Source organism: Paenibacillus sp. ACRRY (assembly GCF_022346995.1).
Lineage (GTDB): Bacteria > Bacillota > Bacilli > Paenibacillales > Paenibacillaceae > Paenibacillus.
Window position 1 is genome coordinate 11,127 of sequence record NZ_JAKRNM010000009.1, and the last position, 15,769, is coordinate 26,895.

15 protein-coding genes are annotated in these 15,769 nt (G+C 46.9%); 6 read left to right on the forward strand and 9 right to left on the reverse strand.

The window, feature by feature from the left end; translation table 11 throughout:
• The first annotated feature begins 523 nt into the window (after positions 1–523).
• Both glmS and MH144_RS23805 read left to right on the forward strand, forming a co-directional pair.
• Complete coding sequence (gene glmS, locus MH144_RS23800) at positions 524–2,356, forward strand: glutamine--fructose-6-phosphate transaminase (isomerizing) (RefSeq protein WP_239304763.1); 1,833 nt, start codon at positions 524–526, stop codon at positions 2,354–2,356.
• Positions 2,357–2,557: 201 nt separating this feature from the next.
• Positions 2,558–3,073, forward strand: coding sequence for a cysteine hydrolase family protein (locus tag MH144_RS23805; protein ID WP_239304765.1), 516 nt, complete (start codon positions 2,558–2,560; stop codon positions 3,071–3,073).
• Between the two features lie 319 nt (positions 3,074–3,392).
• Here the strand turns inward: MH144_RS23805 and MH144_RS23810 are convergent, their stop codons facing one another.
• On the reverse strand, positions 3,393–4,043 hold the full coding sequence (locus tag MH144_RS23810) for a nitroreductase family protein (protein WP_239304767.1): 651 nt from the start codon (positions 4,041–4,043) through the stop codon (positions 3,393–3,395).
• 120 nt (positions 4,044–4,163) lie between these two features.
• On the opposite strand from MH144_RS23810, the gene MH144_RS23815 reads away from it, so the two are divergent.
• Entirely contained in the window at positions 4,164–4,529 is a 366-nt protein-coding gene (locus tag MH144_RS23815; protein WP_239304769.1) for a MerR family transcriptional regulator, read from the forward strand.
• A gap of 11 nt (positions 4,530–4,540) precedes the next feature.
• Here MH144_RS23815 and MH144_RS23820 read toward each other — a convergent pair whose 3' ends face one another.
• Complete coding sequence (locus MH144_RS23820) at positions 4,541–5,518, reverse strand: helix-turn-helix transcriptional regulator (RefSeq protein ID WP_239304771.1); 978 nt, start codon at positions 5,516–5,518, stop codon at positions 4,541–4,543.
• 91 nt (positions 5,519–5,609) lie between these two features.
• Between MH144_RS23820 and MH144_RS23825 the strand changes: the two genes are divergently transcribed.
• Positions 5,610–6,053, forward strand: a complete 444-nt coding sequence (locus MH144_RS23825) for a VOC family protein (protein WP_239304773.1) — start codon at positions 5,610–5,612, stop codon at positions 6,051–6,053.
• A 189-nt stretch (positions 6,054–6,242) separates the two neighbouring features.
• On the opposite strand, the gene MH144_RS23830 is transcribed toward MH144_RS23825, so the two are convergent.
• Both MH144_RS23830 and MH144_RS23835 read right to left on the reverse strand, forming a co-directional pair.
• A complete protein-coding gene (locus MH144_RS23830) occupies positions 6,243–6,719 on the reverse strand; it encodes a DMT family transporter (RefSeq protein ID WP_275440281.1) in 477 nt (158 codons plus the stop codon).
• 11 nt (positions 6,720–6,730) lie between these two features.
• Positions 6,731–7,165, reverse strand: a complete 435-nt coding sequence (locus MH144_RS23835; RefSeq protein ID WP_239304776.1) for a DMT family transporter — start codon at positions 7,163–7,165, stop codon at positions 6,731–6,733.
• Positions 7,166–7,350: 185 nt separating this feature from the next.
• On the opposite strand from MH144_RS23835, the gene MH144_RS23840 reads away from it, so the two are divergent.
• Both MH144_RS23840 and MH144_RS23845 read left to right on the forward strand, forming a co-directional pair.
• Complete coding sequence (locus MH144_RS23840) at positions 7,351–8,190, forward strand: helix-turn-helix domain-containing protein (protein ID WP_239304778.1); 840 nt, start codon at positions 7,351–7,353, stop codon at positions 8,188–8,190.
• Positions 8,191–8,329: 139 nt separating this feature from the next.
• Positions 8,330–8,923, forward strand: a complete 594-nt coding sequence (locus MH144_RS23845; protein ID WP_239304780.1) for a TetR/AcrR family transcriptional regulator — start codon at positions 8,330–8,332, stop codon at positions 8,921–8,923.
• Positions 8,924–9,057: 134 nt separating this feature from the next.
• Here the strand turns inward: MH144_RS23845 and MH144_RS23850 are convergent, their stop codons facing one another.
• The 5 genes from MH144_RS23850 to MH144_RS23870 form a co-directional block, all read right to left on the reverse strand.
• Entirely contained in the window at positions 9,058–11,001 is a 1,944-nt protein-coding gene (locus tag MH144_RS23850) for an NAD(P)/FAD-dependent oxidoreductase (protein ID WP_239304782.1), read from the reverse strand.
• Positions 11,002–11,319: 318 nt separating this feature from the next.
• Positions 11,320–12,099, reverse strand: coding sequence for a PHP domain-containing protein (locus MH144_RS23855; RefSeq protein WP_193724406.1), 780 nt, complete (start codon positions 12,097–12,099; stop codon positions 11,320–11,322).
• Positions 12,100–12,142: 43 nt separating this feature from the next.
• A complete protein-coding gene (locus tag MH144_RS23860; protein ID WP_239304784.1) occupies positions 12,143–12,970 on the reverse strand; it encodes an energy-coupling factor transporter transmembrane component T family protein in 828 nt (275 codons plus the stop codon).
• Positions 12,945–14,807 (reverse strand): ABC transporter ATP-binding protein, encoded by a 1,863-nt coding sequence (locus MH144_RS23865; protein ID WP_239304786.1) that lies wholly within the window; start codon positions 14,805–14,807, stop codon positions 12,945–12,947. Before MH144_RS23865 ends, MH144_RS23860 begins: the two co-directional genes overlap by 26 nt.
• Positions 14,800–15,687, reverse strand: coding sequence for a DUF8171 family membrane protein (locus MH144_RS23870; RefSeq protein ID WP_239304788.1), 888 nt, complete (start codon positions 15,685–15,687; stop codon positions 14,800–14,802). Before MH144_RS23870 ends, MH144_RS23865 begins: the two co-directional genes overlap by 8 nt.
• Positions 15,688–15,769 lie beyond the last annotated feature (82 nt).

Below are 15,769 nucleotides of genomic sequence, written 5' to 3' on the forward strand. Positions count from 1 at the left end.
GTGGAGTTGTCATTCAGACACAGAAAGTGAGGATCGTAAGGTATCAGTTACACAAGCGCCAGAGCTTGAAGTTGCGCGGGAAGGATTCTGAAGCAGTATGGATCTAGGAACTCAAGATTCACTGATCAGGATCGACGGCAATCAAGCTGACGAGGTGGAGGTGTTCGGATTGTTCGGCGGGGACCTCCCGGTGAAGCACCAGAGCCGTAAACCGGATTGCGGAAAATGGATAGGTGACTGTCCACACAACGCGCCGGTGTAGGTGCAAGAGTTAAACTAAATTCAAATGAATGTGCGTGAAGAGCGTAAACAGTACGCGGACGGGAAAATGATGTACATTCATGATTGCATTCATAACAGACTATAATGACTGCGGGGCGACACGAGGTCGCTCTGATCATTGATAATTGAATAGGTAAACAGTATTCATGAAACGTTAGGCAATCATTCATTTTTCCGATATGCCGCCTCTGCCTGTTTCTCTTCGTGACACGTATTCATATACAAACGGAGGAAATAAACTATGTGCGGTATTGTTGGATATATTGGTAATAAGAACACTCAATCGGTATTGGTCGAAGGATTGAAAAAGCTCGAGTATCGTGGTTATGATTCTGCAGGTATCGCGGTATTCACACCGGAAGGTCTGCAAATCACGAAAGCTCTTGGTCGTCTTGCGAATCTTGAAGCCAAGCTGGATGGTGCACCACTGGTAGGTAATGCCGGAATCGGACACACACGTTGGGCAACTCATGGTAAACCATCGGATGAGAACTCCCATCCACACACGGATGGAAGCCAGAAATTCTCTGTAGTTCACAACGGGATCATCGAGAACTATCTGGAACTGAAGGATGAATTGATGGCTCAAGGTCATACGTTCACTTCCGAGACAGATACTGAAGTTATCTCTCACCTGATTGCACGTGAATACAATGGTGATATCGTTAAAACCGTGCAAAAAGTGATCACGTTGTTGCGTGGTGCATTCGCACTGGGTGTATTGACAGAGCATGAGCCGGAGAAACTCGTAGCTGTGCGTCAAGCAAGCCCATTGATTATTGGTATTGGTGAAGGCGAGAACTTCATTGGTTCCGACATCCCGGCAATTCTGGAACATACACGTAACGTGTACATTCTGAATGATGGTGAAATGGCTGTATTGACACATGATGCTGTCGAATTGATGACGATTGAAGGCAACTTTATTTCTCGGGAAATGATTCGTGTCGATTGGGATGCTGTAACTGCAGAAAAAGGCGGATTCGAGCACTTCATGTTGAAAGAAATTCATGAGCAACCAAAAGCATATCGTGATACGATGCTGGGTCGCATCGATAATGAAAGCAAAAAGGTTCAACTTCCTGAGTTGAAAATGACTGAAGAACAAATCAAAAATATTCGTAACGTTCAAATCATTGCATGTGGTACTGCGTACCATGCAGGTCTGGTTGGACGTACAGTGATTGAGCAATTGGTGCGTATTCCGGTTGAAACAGATGTTGCTTCCGAGTACCGTTACCGTTCTCCAATCGTGCACAAAGATACACTCGTAATTGTAGTGAGCCAATCGGGTGAAACTGCGGATACTCTTGCTGCGCTGCGCGAAGCACAATCCAATGGTGCACACGTACTGGCTATCACGAACGTAGTGGGAAGCTCCATTGCACGTGATGCAGACGATGTGATTGCAACACTGGCAGGACCGGAAATCGCGGTTGCTTCCACCAAAGCATACACTTCACAGTTGATTGCATTCAATCTGCTTGGACTGTACCTTGCACAAGTGCGTGGTACACAAACATCAGAAGAAATTGCACACACCCTGGCAGCAATGCAAGCATTGCCAGAGCAAGTGGAATCCATGCTGGAGCAAGCGGATGCGATCAAAGGATATGCAGAGCAAATCTCCAAACATCAACATCTCTTCTTCATCGGCCGTGGTCTTGATTATGCGGTAGCTCAAGAAGGATCGTTGAAACTGAAAGAGATCTCTTACATCCACTCTGAGGCGTACGCTGCAGGTGAGTTGAAACACGGTACACTGGCATTGATTGAAGACGGTATTCCTGTTATTGCCTTGGCAACACAAGAGAACGTACTCGAGAAAACAGTGAGCAACATCAAGGAAGTAAAAGCACGTGGCGCGGATGTACTGGCAATTACGTACGAAGAGCACGTAGCAAGCTTGCTGAAATCCGTAGACCAAGCGTTTGCGATTCCTAAGACACTGCCACTGCTCAGCCCGGCATTGTCCGTAGTTGCTCTGCAATTGCTGGCATACTACGCTTCCCTGGCACTGGGTCACGATGTGGATAAACCACGTAACCTGGCAAAAAGCGTAACGGTTGAGTAAGAGGTAAATCGTAGGTTCGATGATAATGGATAAGAGTAGTGAATGGTATTCATGAAATCCTATAATAAGTAATAGTTAGTAAAAAAGATGATATGACTTGGTCATATCATCTTTTTTTGTTATCCAGTATACTGAACATAAGTTTTTTCATCATCCGATCAAATTTAAATAAACATATTCCAAAATGAAAGAGGTAAAATGATGGCGACTTGTGCAGATGTATTAATCGTAATCGATCTACAAAATGGCGTATGTACCAGTGGTGAGAATCATTTATATGAGTTGCCGAATTTGCTCGATAGAGTTAATCGGAGAATAGCAATTTATAGAGAATTAGATAAACCTATCATTTTTGTTCAGCACGGTGATGAAGAATTAGTGCCTGGAGAGGAACCATGGGCTATCCATTCCGATCTGGATGTTCAAGAGCAAGACGTTTTTGTGCGGAAAATACATGCGAATTCATTTTACAACACAAACCTGAGAAGCCTCTTGGACCAATTCGCTGTACATCGTATCGAGTTTTGCGGAGCCCAGACGGAGTACTGTATGGATGCTACGATTAAATTCGCTCATGGGCTGGGATATGAAAACTATATGATACAGAATGCGACCTCTACTTTAGATAATCCATGGATGTCCGCAAAAGAGACCATTTCTTTTTATGAAAACATATGGGGAAATCGATTTTTGAATTGGATAGATGGTGAATCGTAGAAGTTGGATAGATGATGAGGCGTAAAAGAACACGCATAATATATAATCACTACAAGAGCATTAATCAGCCGAGTGTAAATATATGTAAAGTCCAATAACATTAATCTAAAATGTAGTAAAGGGTCCTGATGGCAATCAATACTGTCATAGGACCCTTTTTGTTTTTGTTATCCAACAATAAGATGTTTTTCTCTGGTTGAATGTCAGTACATGCTGTTAAGTCTTTAAGGTTTGGCAGGTAAGTTACTAATTAAGCTTTGAGACAAACGTACTATCATACGGAGGCCGCCCTCCTGTCACTCTTGTGAACAGCTTTTGATTATGCCCAAGTGGTAATCGTATCAACCGGGAGGCGATAGGAAGGATATCCTTCTTTGACAGCCTTGCCTATGGAAATCAGCATCACGGGTTGGAATCGGTCTTTGTCCAGGCCAAAGACCTCTGCGATTCGGTCTTTATCATAACCGGCCATGGGATTGGTATCATATCCGTGGGCACGGGCAACAAGCATGAGCTGCATACTAATAAGGCTAGAGTCAATGAGATTCATGTCACGCAGATCGGATGGGCCCATGCCTGCATAATAAGGCTTTGCCTGCTGCACCTGCATTTCCTTAATGTCTTGAGGCATGTATCCCAATTCGACTGATTTACTGAAAATTTCGTCCATATACTCTATGTTATTGGCATCGTAAAATACAGCAATTACTGCCGAAGAGGTAAGAGCCTGTGTTTGGTTGAAAGAGGCCAGTGGAGCAAGTTTCTCCTTCCCTTCAGCGCTGTCGATAACAAGGAAACGCCAGGGTTGCATGTTAATGGCAGAGGGGGCCCGCGAAGCCTTCGCCAATATCTGACTCAATTCCTCGCGGCTGATTTTCACCTCGGGGTTGTAGACTTTAACGGAACGACGTTCCAGGACGATGTTATCGAAATCATTTGTTCTGTTAGATTGGCCAGTGGTTGTATCCATATGGTTATCTCTCCTCGATCATATTTGCGTGATTGGATTCAGGCTTTCATCCGACTCACTATGAGGAGTGTAAACTATGAAGTATACTTTATAGCAAGAGCGCGAAGAGGGGCGATCCATATGAAGATTAGTGAAGTAGCAAAACAAGTAAACCTTCCTATATCAACGATCCGTTACTATGAAAAGATAGGTATTATCACGGATGAGCATGTTCTGAGAGACCCAAATAACTACCGGGTATATGATTCAGGCATCGTGCAGCATCTGGATGTGGTGAAACAAAGCTTGGCTGTTGGCTTTACGATTCAGGATATTCAATCCATGATCGCCAAAGGCGGATTTTCACGAAATGAACAGAGAAGCATTATTCAGGATAAGATATCCGAAATTGAAGAAATTCAGAAGAAGCTGGAACATGCTAAACAAGATCTTTACGACATCCTTCAGACGGATATTACTTGTGAGGATGGCTTTGGAAAGTATTAGATCACTTCAAATCAAACATGCTCCAGTAAATCCAGATAATATTGTCTCAGTGCTTCCTTCAAGCTGGTTGGCTTCATGATCTGAATGGATTTGCCATAGCCCGCAAGATAACGAATGATAAAGTCAAGCTCATGAGGTTCATACGAGCCTACAAGATAGGTCTGTTCCGTGATCACTTCGAGTTTCATGGATGGGAAGTGCTCCTGCTGGAATAGCTCTATTCCCACTTCATTGATTCGGCATTGAAAAGAAATGGCTTGTTCGGATGACTTCCAGAGTGAATGGGCATCCTGGAGCGAAAGCTCCTTGATATGGTCCAATGGTTCGATATCTGTTAGTTGGGGTGATGTGATTCGGTCACATCGGAATACACGGTACGCCTGCTTGTGCAGATCATATGCCTGGCAATACCAATAGCCTCTCATCGCATAGAGGGCAATGGGCTGGATGGTGCGGACATTGGAGCAGGTTACGTATGAAGACGAGCTCTTGGTATGTCTGCTTGTTCGGGCATTTTGATAAACAATCTGTATCACTGTATTCTGGACGGCGGCCATTAACAGAAACTCCAGGTTCTCACTATTCTTAATCTGTTCCGTATGTTTAAACGAAACACGATGCTCGATGTTCTCGATATCCTGCCGCTGCTTATCGGATAATGCGCTTAAGAATTTCTCATGAATCGAACGGAAGGTAGCCTGAAAGGGCAGGTTAGAGAAACTCCGAAGGGCCTGCATGGCAAAATAAAGGGCATGAAGCTCTCCTGTATTAAACGATATGGGGGGCAGCTGCATCTGTTGAAGTAGACGATAACCACCGTATCTCCCGTACTCGGCATAGATGGGTGCACCGAGTTCTTCGAGTGAGGCGATATCTCTGATCGCGGTTCGCTTGGAGATCTGAAACTCCTGCATGAGATCCTGCAGGGTAAACTGCTGTTTTTGATTGATAAAGCGCAGCATCTGGTTCATGCGTTCTGATTTTTTCATCGTAAAAAACCTTTCAATGGTGCCATGTGTTGGCACCTTTTGTTGTTATGATGATAAGTGTAATCCAATCTAACCAAGGAGGCAAACGATAATGAATTTTGAAGTGATCCCATTTTTGTCGATGAACGGGGATGCGGCAGCAGCCATCGCATTTTACGAGAAGGTTCTGGGGGCCAAAGTGCTTTTTAAGAAAAGTTATAAAGAGATGAAGGAAATAAATCCGGGCTTCGAGTACCCTGCTGGCCAAGATGAGTATATTACGCATTCAGTGCTGGAGATTGGCGTGAACAAGATCATGATTGCGGAGGAGGCAATGGATCCAGAGAGACCGTGGCAATTGGGAAACAGTACGTCACTATGCATTCAATCCAAGGATAAAAGTACGATGGATCAACTATATACCTCTCTTGTACAACATGAGGGAGTGAAGGTGCTGGTGCCTTACGAACAAAATGAATTTAGCCCAGGTTATGGCATTGTGCGTGATCCGTTCGGAATTGCGATTCAGCTCTGTGTGACCTTGCACGATTTTTAACATAAAATCAAGGACGGGGGCTACTCGCCCGGTTCAACAGAATATCATCAAAAGCGTCAAAAAAAGAAGAACCATTGGTACCCATACCAATGTGCTCTTCTTTCTTTGTTTTCCTGAATAGAAATGTTCCCGCAATCTGAAGATAGCCTGATCACATGGGATACAGGAGTCTATCCTTTTTTTACTTATTTACCTTGTAAGCTGTGACGCTTGAACTTCATCATTTTTTTCACTGAAAATCAGAGCAAGTGCAGCCAGCATCAAGATGAGGGAGACAGCCCGCTGCCAGGAGAATTCAATGAGCTCACTGCCGAACAGTCCCGTTGCATCGATAATAAAACCAGCAACAATCTGACCCACGATTGCCGTAAGGTTGGCAGGTGTTACCCCGAGTTTATTCACAGCAAAAGTTGATAAGAACAGATATCCAAAACCCATGAATACAGCAGAGAGCTGTAACTTGGGTGCATGAAGCAAGTCGAGCAGGTGTCCACTACCAAAAAAATTAATCAGTACGGCCAGAATTAATGTACCTGACGCAAAAGTGAAAAATACCGTCTCCAGCAGGCCGATATTACGGCTAATGGTACCATTAATGGAGGACTGTGCACTAAGCACTGCTCCACCGATCAAAGTAACGATAACAATCAATAAACCTATGCCCATGGTGATCCTCCTTAGAATAAAGTTAGAGCTAGCGCGCCCAGCATCAATACCAAGGCGGCGATTCGTTTGCTCCCAACCGGTTTGCGGTTGCTCCCCAGCCATCCGTAATGATCAATCAGAATGCTGGTGACCATCTGTCCGACGACAATGGCAATCATGGAGATTCCTACGCCCACAATTGGAACACCAATGACCAAGGCTAGCAAGTAGATAACCCCGAGCAAACCCCCAAGGAGGTTCCACTTCGGAAATTTGGTGATGGCAGAGAGGTTTCCTTTGCCGAAGAAAATCAACAAAATCAGTGAGATGATCGCACCCATGAAGAAATTATAAAAATCAGCTTCCAGCGTGCCGACTTGTTCCCCAAGCTTGCCGTACAGCGCTCCCTCAAAACTTAGAAGAGCTCCTGTCGCAATGGCGATGATATAAAAAATCAGCTTTTTCAATTGATCTCGACTCCTTGAAATGTGATTAATTTGCAGGTGCATGACCCATCATAAGGAATTGTAGAGGCGAAGACAATGAAAGATCTTGCTTTGTTTTTCTGAAAAATTATAGATCTTGCTGTGGCAAACAGGGTATAGTAATACAGCTAGAGAGTGATCAAGCATGGACACAGGAGGAGACAGCAATGAACGAGACAAGAAAAGAAACGTCCTCCCGATTGCTGTACATAGGCAGAGTCAACGGTAATCCCAATTGGAATTTTCCAAGCCACATGCATGAGGATATCAGTGAAATTGTCTATGTATCTGATGGGGAAGGCATTATTAAAATTAACGAACATCCTTATGCCGTGCAAAAAGGCGATTTGTTAATCTATAACCAAGGTGTCATTCATGAGCAATGTACCTCTCCGGTCTGTCCACTCAGCCTTTATTATTGTGGAATAGCCAATATCTATTCAGACGGGTCAAGGCGAGAACACATCATTCCGGAAAACGCTTCTCCGTATATAAAAACTGAAGCGCACGCTGACAGAATCAGCGAGCTGCTTGACTTCATGTATGAGGAATCGTCCAATCAACAGGCAGGTTATGAGAAGATCTGTGAAGGATTGCTGGGTGCACTTCTTGCCTTAATACAACGGTTGGTTCAACCGAATGTTTCACGAAAGCAAGATTCGGATCATCTGGCTGTGCGGATCAAGGAATATCTTGATGAGAACTACCTACAGCACTTGAAATTGCAGGATATTGCTGCGCATTTTCATATGAACCCTTACTATTTATCCCATGTGTTTAAGCACAAGTATGATGATTCCCCAATCCGTTACATTGTCCACAGAAGAATGGGAGAAGCGAAGTGCCTGCTGACCAAGACAGACATGAAGGTGAGTGAGATCGCACATGTTTTGGGCTATCAGAATGCAAATTATTTCACCATTCTTTTCACCAAGACTATGGGCGAATCACCTACCCAATACAAGAAAAATGAGCGTTCAGAACGCGTCGATCTAACGGAAACGTAAACCTAATGCTGTAAGCATAGGGGGGAGTGAACACCTTGCTCTACTTCATTAACTCATCATGATGATGTTATGTATAATTAGAGGAAGGCCTAACGTCAGAGGCAGGCAAGTGTAAATAGCGAGGGGGCAGAGGACTGGATTGCGAAAACAAGGGGTTATCGGGAAAGAGAGCAGACTGCGACTACTGGAAGCTGCAACACAGGAATTTGCGTTAAATGGATTCTATCAGGCGAAAATAAGCTCTATCGTTGCCCGTGCAGGGGTAACGCAGCCTGCATTTTATCTTTATTTTGAGAGCAAGGAAGCAGCTTTTGCAGAGCTGATCGATAGTTTTCGAAATGGACTAATTCAGGTCGTCCGGGATAGTCATATCGAGGCAGGAAAGAACAGGAACGATCTCAAGGAAGCTGTCGTGGAATCATTGGGGCAGATTTACCGTTATCTCGGAGAGAATCCGGCGCTGACCCGGATCGGACTGTATCAGTCCGCGGAGTCGGTGAGAATTAAAGCCGAGATTGCGAGTTTGATGGAGCAAAATCTGATTGCAGAACAACAAGCGGGATATTACAGGCATGATCTGGATACGGTTTTCTTCGCCGAAGCGTTGCTGGCCATCGTGGAACGGTTAACATTGATCAAGCTGCTGCCGGGGCACGAAACGCCGTCCAAGCTTGCGCGGATCACACAGGATCTGTTTTTCTATGGAATTTTGGACACGAAGCATCGGGATTAAAATCCTATTCAATGCGCTATGCAGATATCAGGTTTTTGATTGGGTCATTGTTTTGCATTTGCATGATCACCTTATACTATAACACTAAGAGCCAGACTTCGTATTATCGAAGTCTGGCTCTATTCGAGTTGCTGTTAGACTGCGCTCGCAGCATAAAAACCAGAGCGCACGGCAGTACCTACTTTACCAATTTTGACGCAATCGCCGATAAGGCTGGTTTTGGATTCGAACTTGGCTCGAATCTGCTCCGCTACGGTTGTATTTTTTCTCATACCAAAAGCATTAATCATCGTATCTGCCTCAATGAACACCTTGGATCCCTCCGCATTCTCCGCATATAAACCATTAGCTTCAAAGGAAAGGACTTTGTGCCCTCCGAGTATGGTAACCCCGTGACTTTCCAGCATGGGCATTAGAGCTGCCCGATTAATGTACATCACATCCTGTCCCGCTTCCGGACGCATCTCCACAATCGTTACTTTTTTGCCTTCCATAGCCAGCTCAAGTCCCAGGTCACATCCTGTTAAACCGCCACCGGTTATGACAATCCGTTCGCCGCGAACAAGTTCCTTCTGCAAATGTGCTTCAATTGCCCCAATGACATGACCATGATGAATACCGGGGATTGGGGGGATAAGAGGTACGGCCCCTGCCCCAATGAAAATGTGATCGGCTGATTGGAGCGCTGGATCATCCGGTGTCATCTCATGATTCAGATGCATTTGCACGTGAAGCTGCTTTAACTGCCGTTCATACCAGTCAATCAAGGCACGCAGCTGACCTTTGAATTCCGGCGTAGCCGCACTGGTTACCTGTCCGCCAATCGCTGCCTCTTTCTCATACAAAGTAACCTCGTGACCTTTGAGTGCAGCTACACGGGCTGCTTCAAGTCCGGAAGGGCCCCCACCTACAACAACGATTTTCTTCGGTGTCTCCGCAGGCTCGATGACAAAACGCTTTTCATTTGCGGCCTGAATATTAACCGCACAGCTGATTTTGGTGTTGCGCTCAATAATGCGACCGATGCACTCCTCGTTACAACGAATACACGGACGGATATCTTCACGCATATTATTGCGCAGCTTGTTCGGAAGCTCGGCATCGGCGATGAGCGCACGGCCGAACATGACAAAATCGGCATCGCCAGATGCTATTAACCGTACTGCACTCTCAGGAGTATGGCTGCCCGAGTTCAGAATGGGAATGTTCACGGCTTGCCGGGCAGGTGCACACATGTAGTCCATACAGGCATCACCCAGATAGGCTGGTGGGAAAATATAATCAATTCTCTCATAGGAACCTGCATCGATATCAATGGCGTCCACGCCAGCACGTTCCAGAATCTGAAGCATCTCCAGACTGTCCTCAACCGTACGACCGCCTTCAAAGCGATGATCCAGCGCGATTCGGAACAAGATAGGCATGTTAGGACCTACTGCCTTGCGAATTGCCTGAACAATCTCAACCGCAAATCGCATGCGCTTCTCGGTGCTGCCTCCATAGTCATCTTCACGTTTGTTCCAGATGGGGGACATGAACTGGTCTATCAGATAACCCGCGTGGGCATGAATCTCGATTCCATCGAATCCTGCCCGTTTCAGCCTAGCAGCCGAATCTGCAAATTGTTCCATGATCGTCTGAATTTCCTCCACGGTGAGTGGATGACATAGTACCTCCGGATTATATATCGCAGGGATGGGCGAGGCAGATACCGGGGGCTTGCCTGAACGATCTGGCAGTGCATTACGCCCGGTCCCGCAGCTTAACTGAGCGATAATCCGGGTACCGTAACGCTGCACCGCATCCACAAGATCGGTAAGCATGGGTACGACATAATCCTTTTCAACAATGCCTTCGAGTACACCCTGTGCCAAATCTTCGGTCAGAAATTGTGCACCCAGGATGATCATGCCCGCGCCACCTTTGGCACGTTCTTCATAGTAATCAATCTCTTCGAGTGAGATTCGGCCATCGGGACCGGCAGAGTTGGTCCCCATGGGGGACATGACGATTCGATTTTTCACGTCCATGCTTCCGATGTGGAAGGGGGTGAACAGCTTTTCATAAGGATGACTCATGTGGATATACCTCCTGTTGTTCTGGCTCGTGGAATTGATCAATAAATGCATTCTAGAAATTTCGATTTCGCTAAGGTAGGTTACTGGTGAGTAATATAATGGATAAGCTCATGGTAACCCTTTTGCATGATATTAAAAGTGAAAAAAATCACAAACGTTACCATGATCTATGATCTATGATCGTGTCAACCAGTCAGTGCTGCTTGCTGCACTAATCCTAGATGAATTAGAGGGACGAGAGCAGATGGTCTCAAGGGACGGGGATAAAAAAGGCCTGCAGGAATGTATCCTGCAGGCCCAATGTATTAATCCAAGCGATTAAACCTCCTGCAAGCTCGCGGCTTCGAGCTTGGCAAGACGTTTCATGACTTTCTTCAGCATTACCGAGGCTTTGACGCGAAGAGGAAGATCAGGAGAAATTTCAATGGTGTAGTGCCCGGCAGCGATCAGCTCTTTCAGTTCGGCAACAGAGGCACAAGGGCGGTCTAATACATTAAACACACTGCCGTATTGCAGACATTGGTGCGTATCACTTCCGGCCGTTACGGGTTTGCCCAGGGACTGGGCGAATGTTTCAACCTGACTGCGGCAGGTTTGGATACCGGTTTTGTACATATCTTTGGCGTTCAGGTCGAAGGCATCCAGACGTCCAAGCAGACCTGGGTCAAGCTCATACAGAGGGGTCGATTCCCGGAAAGGGTGTGCACCAATTTTGAATAGGGGCCAGGCTTCGGCTAGATCAAGCAGGTTGGCAAAGGGGATGAATGACCCCTTGGCTGTATAATTTTCCAGCCCGGCACGAACGGCAAGGATATGCTCTTTTTGACCAATGAGCAAAATATGTCCGGTCTCCTGAATGTCCACCTCCATTCCGGGAAAAATGCGCAGTCCGTCCGCGTCATAATATTCTCCGTTGTAGGGGTAGAGACGATCCAGCGTCTCATACACATCGTAAAAGTGGCGAGTGTTGAAATGTTCGGTAAGCGCGAGGGCGTCCAGTCCGCTGGCCTTGGCTTCGGCGACCATTTCAGTGAAGTAGTCGACGGAGAAATCAGAGTTTTTGGATAATTTGCCGTGAGTATGAAGATCAATACGCATGTCGAGACACTCCTTTTATTCCATGAATGGTTAAGTATATGAATTACAAAATTTCGTAATGTGCGCCCAGCCAGAACAGGAGGACAACATAGATGGCTGACCCGACAAGAAAACCGATATCGCTTGGGGTAATCTTCAGGTGGGCCAGCTTCAGCCGTTTCGAATCCGGATTCTTCATTCCGTAAGAGAAACCACGGGTTTCGAGTGCTTCCACAGTGGTACGGGAACGTTTGGCGGTTGCCAGCATTAACGGGAAGAAGGATATAACAAACAGTTTCATGTAGTAAACAACAAGCCTCCAGTAGAACCAGCCATGGCTGGATGGGACCTGACCTCGCAGTCTGTACGAGAGCATAATGTTGCGGAATTCACCAAACAACACGGGCAAAATGCGGTACGCATACGATAGGCTGAACGAGAATGCCGCAGGCATTCCGAGTGCCAGCAAGCCATCCCCGATTCGTTCCGGATCCATACCGGAGAAGAGAGTGATGCTTGCCAGGGATACGATCGACAGCTTCAGGGTTAGGAGTAATAATGGAAATGCGGATTCCAGGTTCCCCCCGAAGAACAGCGAGATAATAAACATCCAGCCCACCTGACCGATCAGCCCCAGACATAGAATGATGATGATGAAGGGAGCAGCTCGTGACATGATGGTCGTGGTGACCATGAGCATAAACATGCCGAGCAGCACCGTACCGTTATGAACGAACCAGGGAACGATGGCAAAGAAGAGATACCAGATGAGCATGACACGCGGATCAATGCGGGACAGACTTGCATGTCCGCTGCCATATACGGTATTCATCAACTCCAGCTGAATGCGTTCAATGGATATTTTGTCAAACCAGTTGCGTACAAGCTGCATCAATGTCTTCCTCCTTGGTAAACGAATGATTCAAAAGCTTCTCCACAAATGTCTCGGGAGTCGGACAGAGTGCGGATAGACCCAGCCGATGAGATAGTTCCATCATCTGAGTAAGGGCAAGTCCGGAACGACGCAGGAGCGGCTCGTCGGCAAACACCTCGGAAGGTGTCCCATCTGCTTCAACTCGTCCATCATGCAGCACGATGACACGACTGGCCCATTGGGTAACCAGCTGCATATCATGAGTTGCGATCACGGTTGTCCGCACATGCTGATCCAGTTCATCCAATACGCCAATCAGTTCCTCTCGCGTAGCCAGGTCCAGGTTGGCGGTAGGCTCATCGAGCAGCATAAGAGAAGGTTTCATGGCTGCGCCGATCGCAAGGGTAACGCGTCGCTGTTGTCCACCGCTGAGGAGACGGGCATCCCGCTCCTGTAACGGGGTGAGCCGAAAGCGATCGAGTACATGTGCAATTTGTTCGTCGGCTCCCTTGATGCGGCGGCGTCTCAAGAAATAGGAAACCTCTTTGCGCACACTGTCTTCGATAAACATCTCGGCCGAATGTTGAAAAATATAAGCGACTCGGCCAGCCAGCTGTTCCAAGGATGAACGATGTGTGGTCTCCCCAAGCACGCTGACACTGCCTTCCTGAGGCAAACTGATGCCGGCCATGAGCCGGAGTAGTGAAGACTTACCCGCACCGTTGTTGCCCACCAGGGCGATCCGTTCTCCTTCACGGAGTGAAAAGTTAACACCACGAATAATTTCATGTTCTTTTTTGCCAAGCCCTCTATATCGCAGACGTGTATCCTTGAATTGTACGATCGGGAGAGAAGCAGTATTTGCATGCTGTTCAGAACGGGACGGTGCGTTGCTCTCCGCAGTATGGGGCTGTCTACCCTGACTGGCCAGTAGTGCGGATATCGCAGCAGTGTGCTGTTTATTAAAATAAACCGCGGCTTCCTCCACCGTAATTGGGAAAAGCTGATGATTCAGCTGCTCGGGTTGGGTTACCTGATCTCGCATCAATGATGGAGCAGCCTGAATGGCTGCACGGGTCACTTCAGGAGGTTGAATGCCCAGACGCTCTAAGTCTGCGATACGATTCAAACCTTCCTGGACTGGTAGATTCCACAGAACACGTCCTTTATCCATCAGGACCACATCCGCACAGAAGTCAGCAATAAATTCGGTATGATGCTCGATGACAATAATGGTCTTGCCGTGCTCTGTATTTAACTGATACAGGCATTCATAGATGAGTCTGGCATGCTGTGGATCCAGCTGGGAGACGGGTTCATCCACGATGAGAATGTCCGGGTCCATGGATAGTGCCCCAGCGAGTGCAAGCAGGTGCTTCTGTCCGCCGCTCAATTCCCAGATGTACCGATTGTGGATGGAGTCCAGACCGCACATCGTCAGCGCACGTTCACCCAGCTCCCTATAGTTGGCCAGTCCGTAATTCAGCGGAGCAAAGCAAGCTTCATCGAGCACGGTCGGGCGCACCAGCTGATTATCAAAATCCTGATAAACATATCCAATTTTTCTGGACAGATCTGCAACACTTTGCCCGGTCGCTGAGACTCCAAGTACATGAACTTCACCCGCAAAGTCACCCGTATAGAACTGGGGAATCAGGCCGTTAAACAATTTGCACATCGTTGACTTGCCACATCCGTTGCCTCCGATAATCGCAGTGAAGCTTCCGCGGGAGAGCTCCAGGGAGGCTCCGTTCAGAACAGGTTCTTCCGAACCCGGATAGGTGAAAATAACATCATGAATGGCAATAGCAGTATCGCATGAAGAAGCAGGATGGGAAGAGTGTGTATTAGGCATAAGGGCGATTCTCCGTACCTGAAATGGCTTTGTTTTTGCTTCGTTTTGCGCGCATGATCCAAAGTGTTACGACCGCGATGAATGCAGCAGCACCGATACTAATCCAGATCGAGGCTGAGCCGTATTGATCGGCATAGTCCGTTTCCCAAACGGCGAAGTTGATGTCCATCTCGGACAGGGATTCCGCGCCAAAAGCGATTGCGAGCAGCAGCAGACCGATCAGGAACAGCTTCGGACGGAAGAAACCGATACCTTCATATTTCATGCCAGGCTTACGAGGTTTAATGCCGAGCAGTGGCTCGATTTTGCCATAGAGAAGAGGAACAAGGTAAAGCGTAGGCAGCAGAGCGAACAGGATACCCGAGAACAATACGTCGTTCAGGAATCCAACGCCTTCAATCAGCACAACACTCTCGGCAAGTCCGGGAACGGCTTCGAGTTCTTCCACACCAATCCATACTTTGCCGATATCGACCAATGAACTTAGGAATTGATGAATGATGACCCCAGTCATGGCTGCGACGCCGACTTGCCTGCGATTGTGGGGATCACTGACCATGCGGCCTGCGACATACATTGCGAAGGAAAAGGTAATGAATTTCTCCAATTCGCCGAGTCCGCCGAATTGGCCCAGCATCAGCTCACCGAAGATGACTTCACCAAGAGCAGCACCGAGAGCGGCAATCATGGGATGGAACAGGATGCAGAGCGTCAGTGGAATAAAAGCAAAATATTCAACCGACAATTCAATCGGTCCAAGCTGCAGCTTGGGAATGAGCTCTGTAAACATGTTGGACAAACCGTACAGTGACATGGAAAGCACAAACACCATCATTTTCTGTGAAGACGTCAGCGTATAACGCTCAGTCATCTTCTTCATCGACACATACCTCCCTGAATGTTGTTGATCATAGCCACAGTCTAGGGGCAGAGTATTAACGCAAAAGGAGAGATTTGTAAAT

Excerpts from the sequence above, each read along its gene's own strand:
- glmS (WP_239304763.1), top strand. The coding sequence starts at position 524 with ATGTGCGGTATTGTTGGATATATTGGTAATAAGAACACTCAATCGGTA.
- MH144_RS23805 (WP_239304765.1), top strand. The coding sequence starts at position 2,558 with ATGGCGACTTGTGCAGATGTATTAATCGTAATCGATCTACAAAATGGC.
- MH144_RS23810 (WP_239304767.1), bottom strand. The coding sequence starts at position 4,043 with ATGGATACAACCACTGGCCAATCTAACAGAACAAATGATTTCGATAAC.
- MH144_RS23815 (WP_239304769.1), top strand. The coding sequence starts at position 4,164 with ATGAAGATTAGTGAAGTAGCAAAACAAGTAAACCTTCCTATATCAACG.
- MH144_RS23820 (WP_239304771.1), bottom strand. The coding sequence starts at position 5,518 with ATGAAAAAATCAGAACGCATGAACCAGATGCTGCGCTTTATCAATCAA.
- MH144_RS23825 (WP_239304773.1), top strand. The coding sequence starts at position 5,610 with ATGAATTTTGAAGTGATCCCATTTTTGTCGATGAACGGGGATGCGGCA.
- MH144_RS23830 (WP_275440281.1), bottom strand. The coding sequence starts at position 6,719 with ATGGGCATAGGTTTATTGATTGTTATCGTTACTTTGATCGGTGGAGCA.
- MH144_RS23840 (WP_239304778.1), top strand. The coding sequence starts at position 7,351 with ATGAACGAGACAAGAAAAGAAACGTCCTCCCGATTGCTGTACATAGGC.
- MH144_RS23850 (WP_239304782.1), bottom strand. The coding sequence starts at position 11,001 with ATGAGTCATCCTTATGAAAAGCTGTTCACCCCCTTCCACATCGGAAGC.
- MH144_RS23855 (WP_193724406.1), bottom strand. The coding sequence starts at position 12,099 with ATGCGTATTGATCTTCATACTCACGGCAAATTATCCAAAAACTCTGAT.
- MH144_RS23860 (WP_239304784.1), bottom strand. The coding sequence starts at position 12,970 with ATGCAGCTTGTACGCAACTGGTTTGACAAAATATCCATTGAACGCATT.
- MH144_RS23865 (WP_239304786.1), bottom strand. The coding sequence starts at position 14,807 with ATGCCTAATACACACTCTTCCCATCCTGCTTCTTCATGCGATACTGCT.
- MH144_RS23870 (WP_239304788.1), bottom strand. The coding sequence starts at position 15,687 with ATGAAGAAGATGACTGAGCGTTATACGCTGACGTCTTCACAGAAAATG.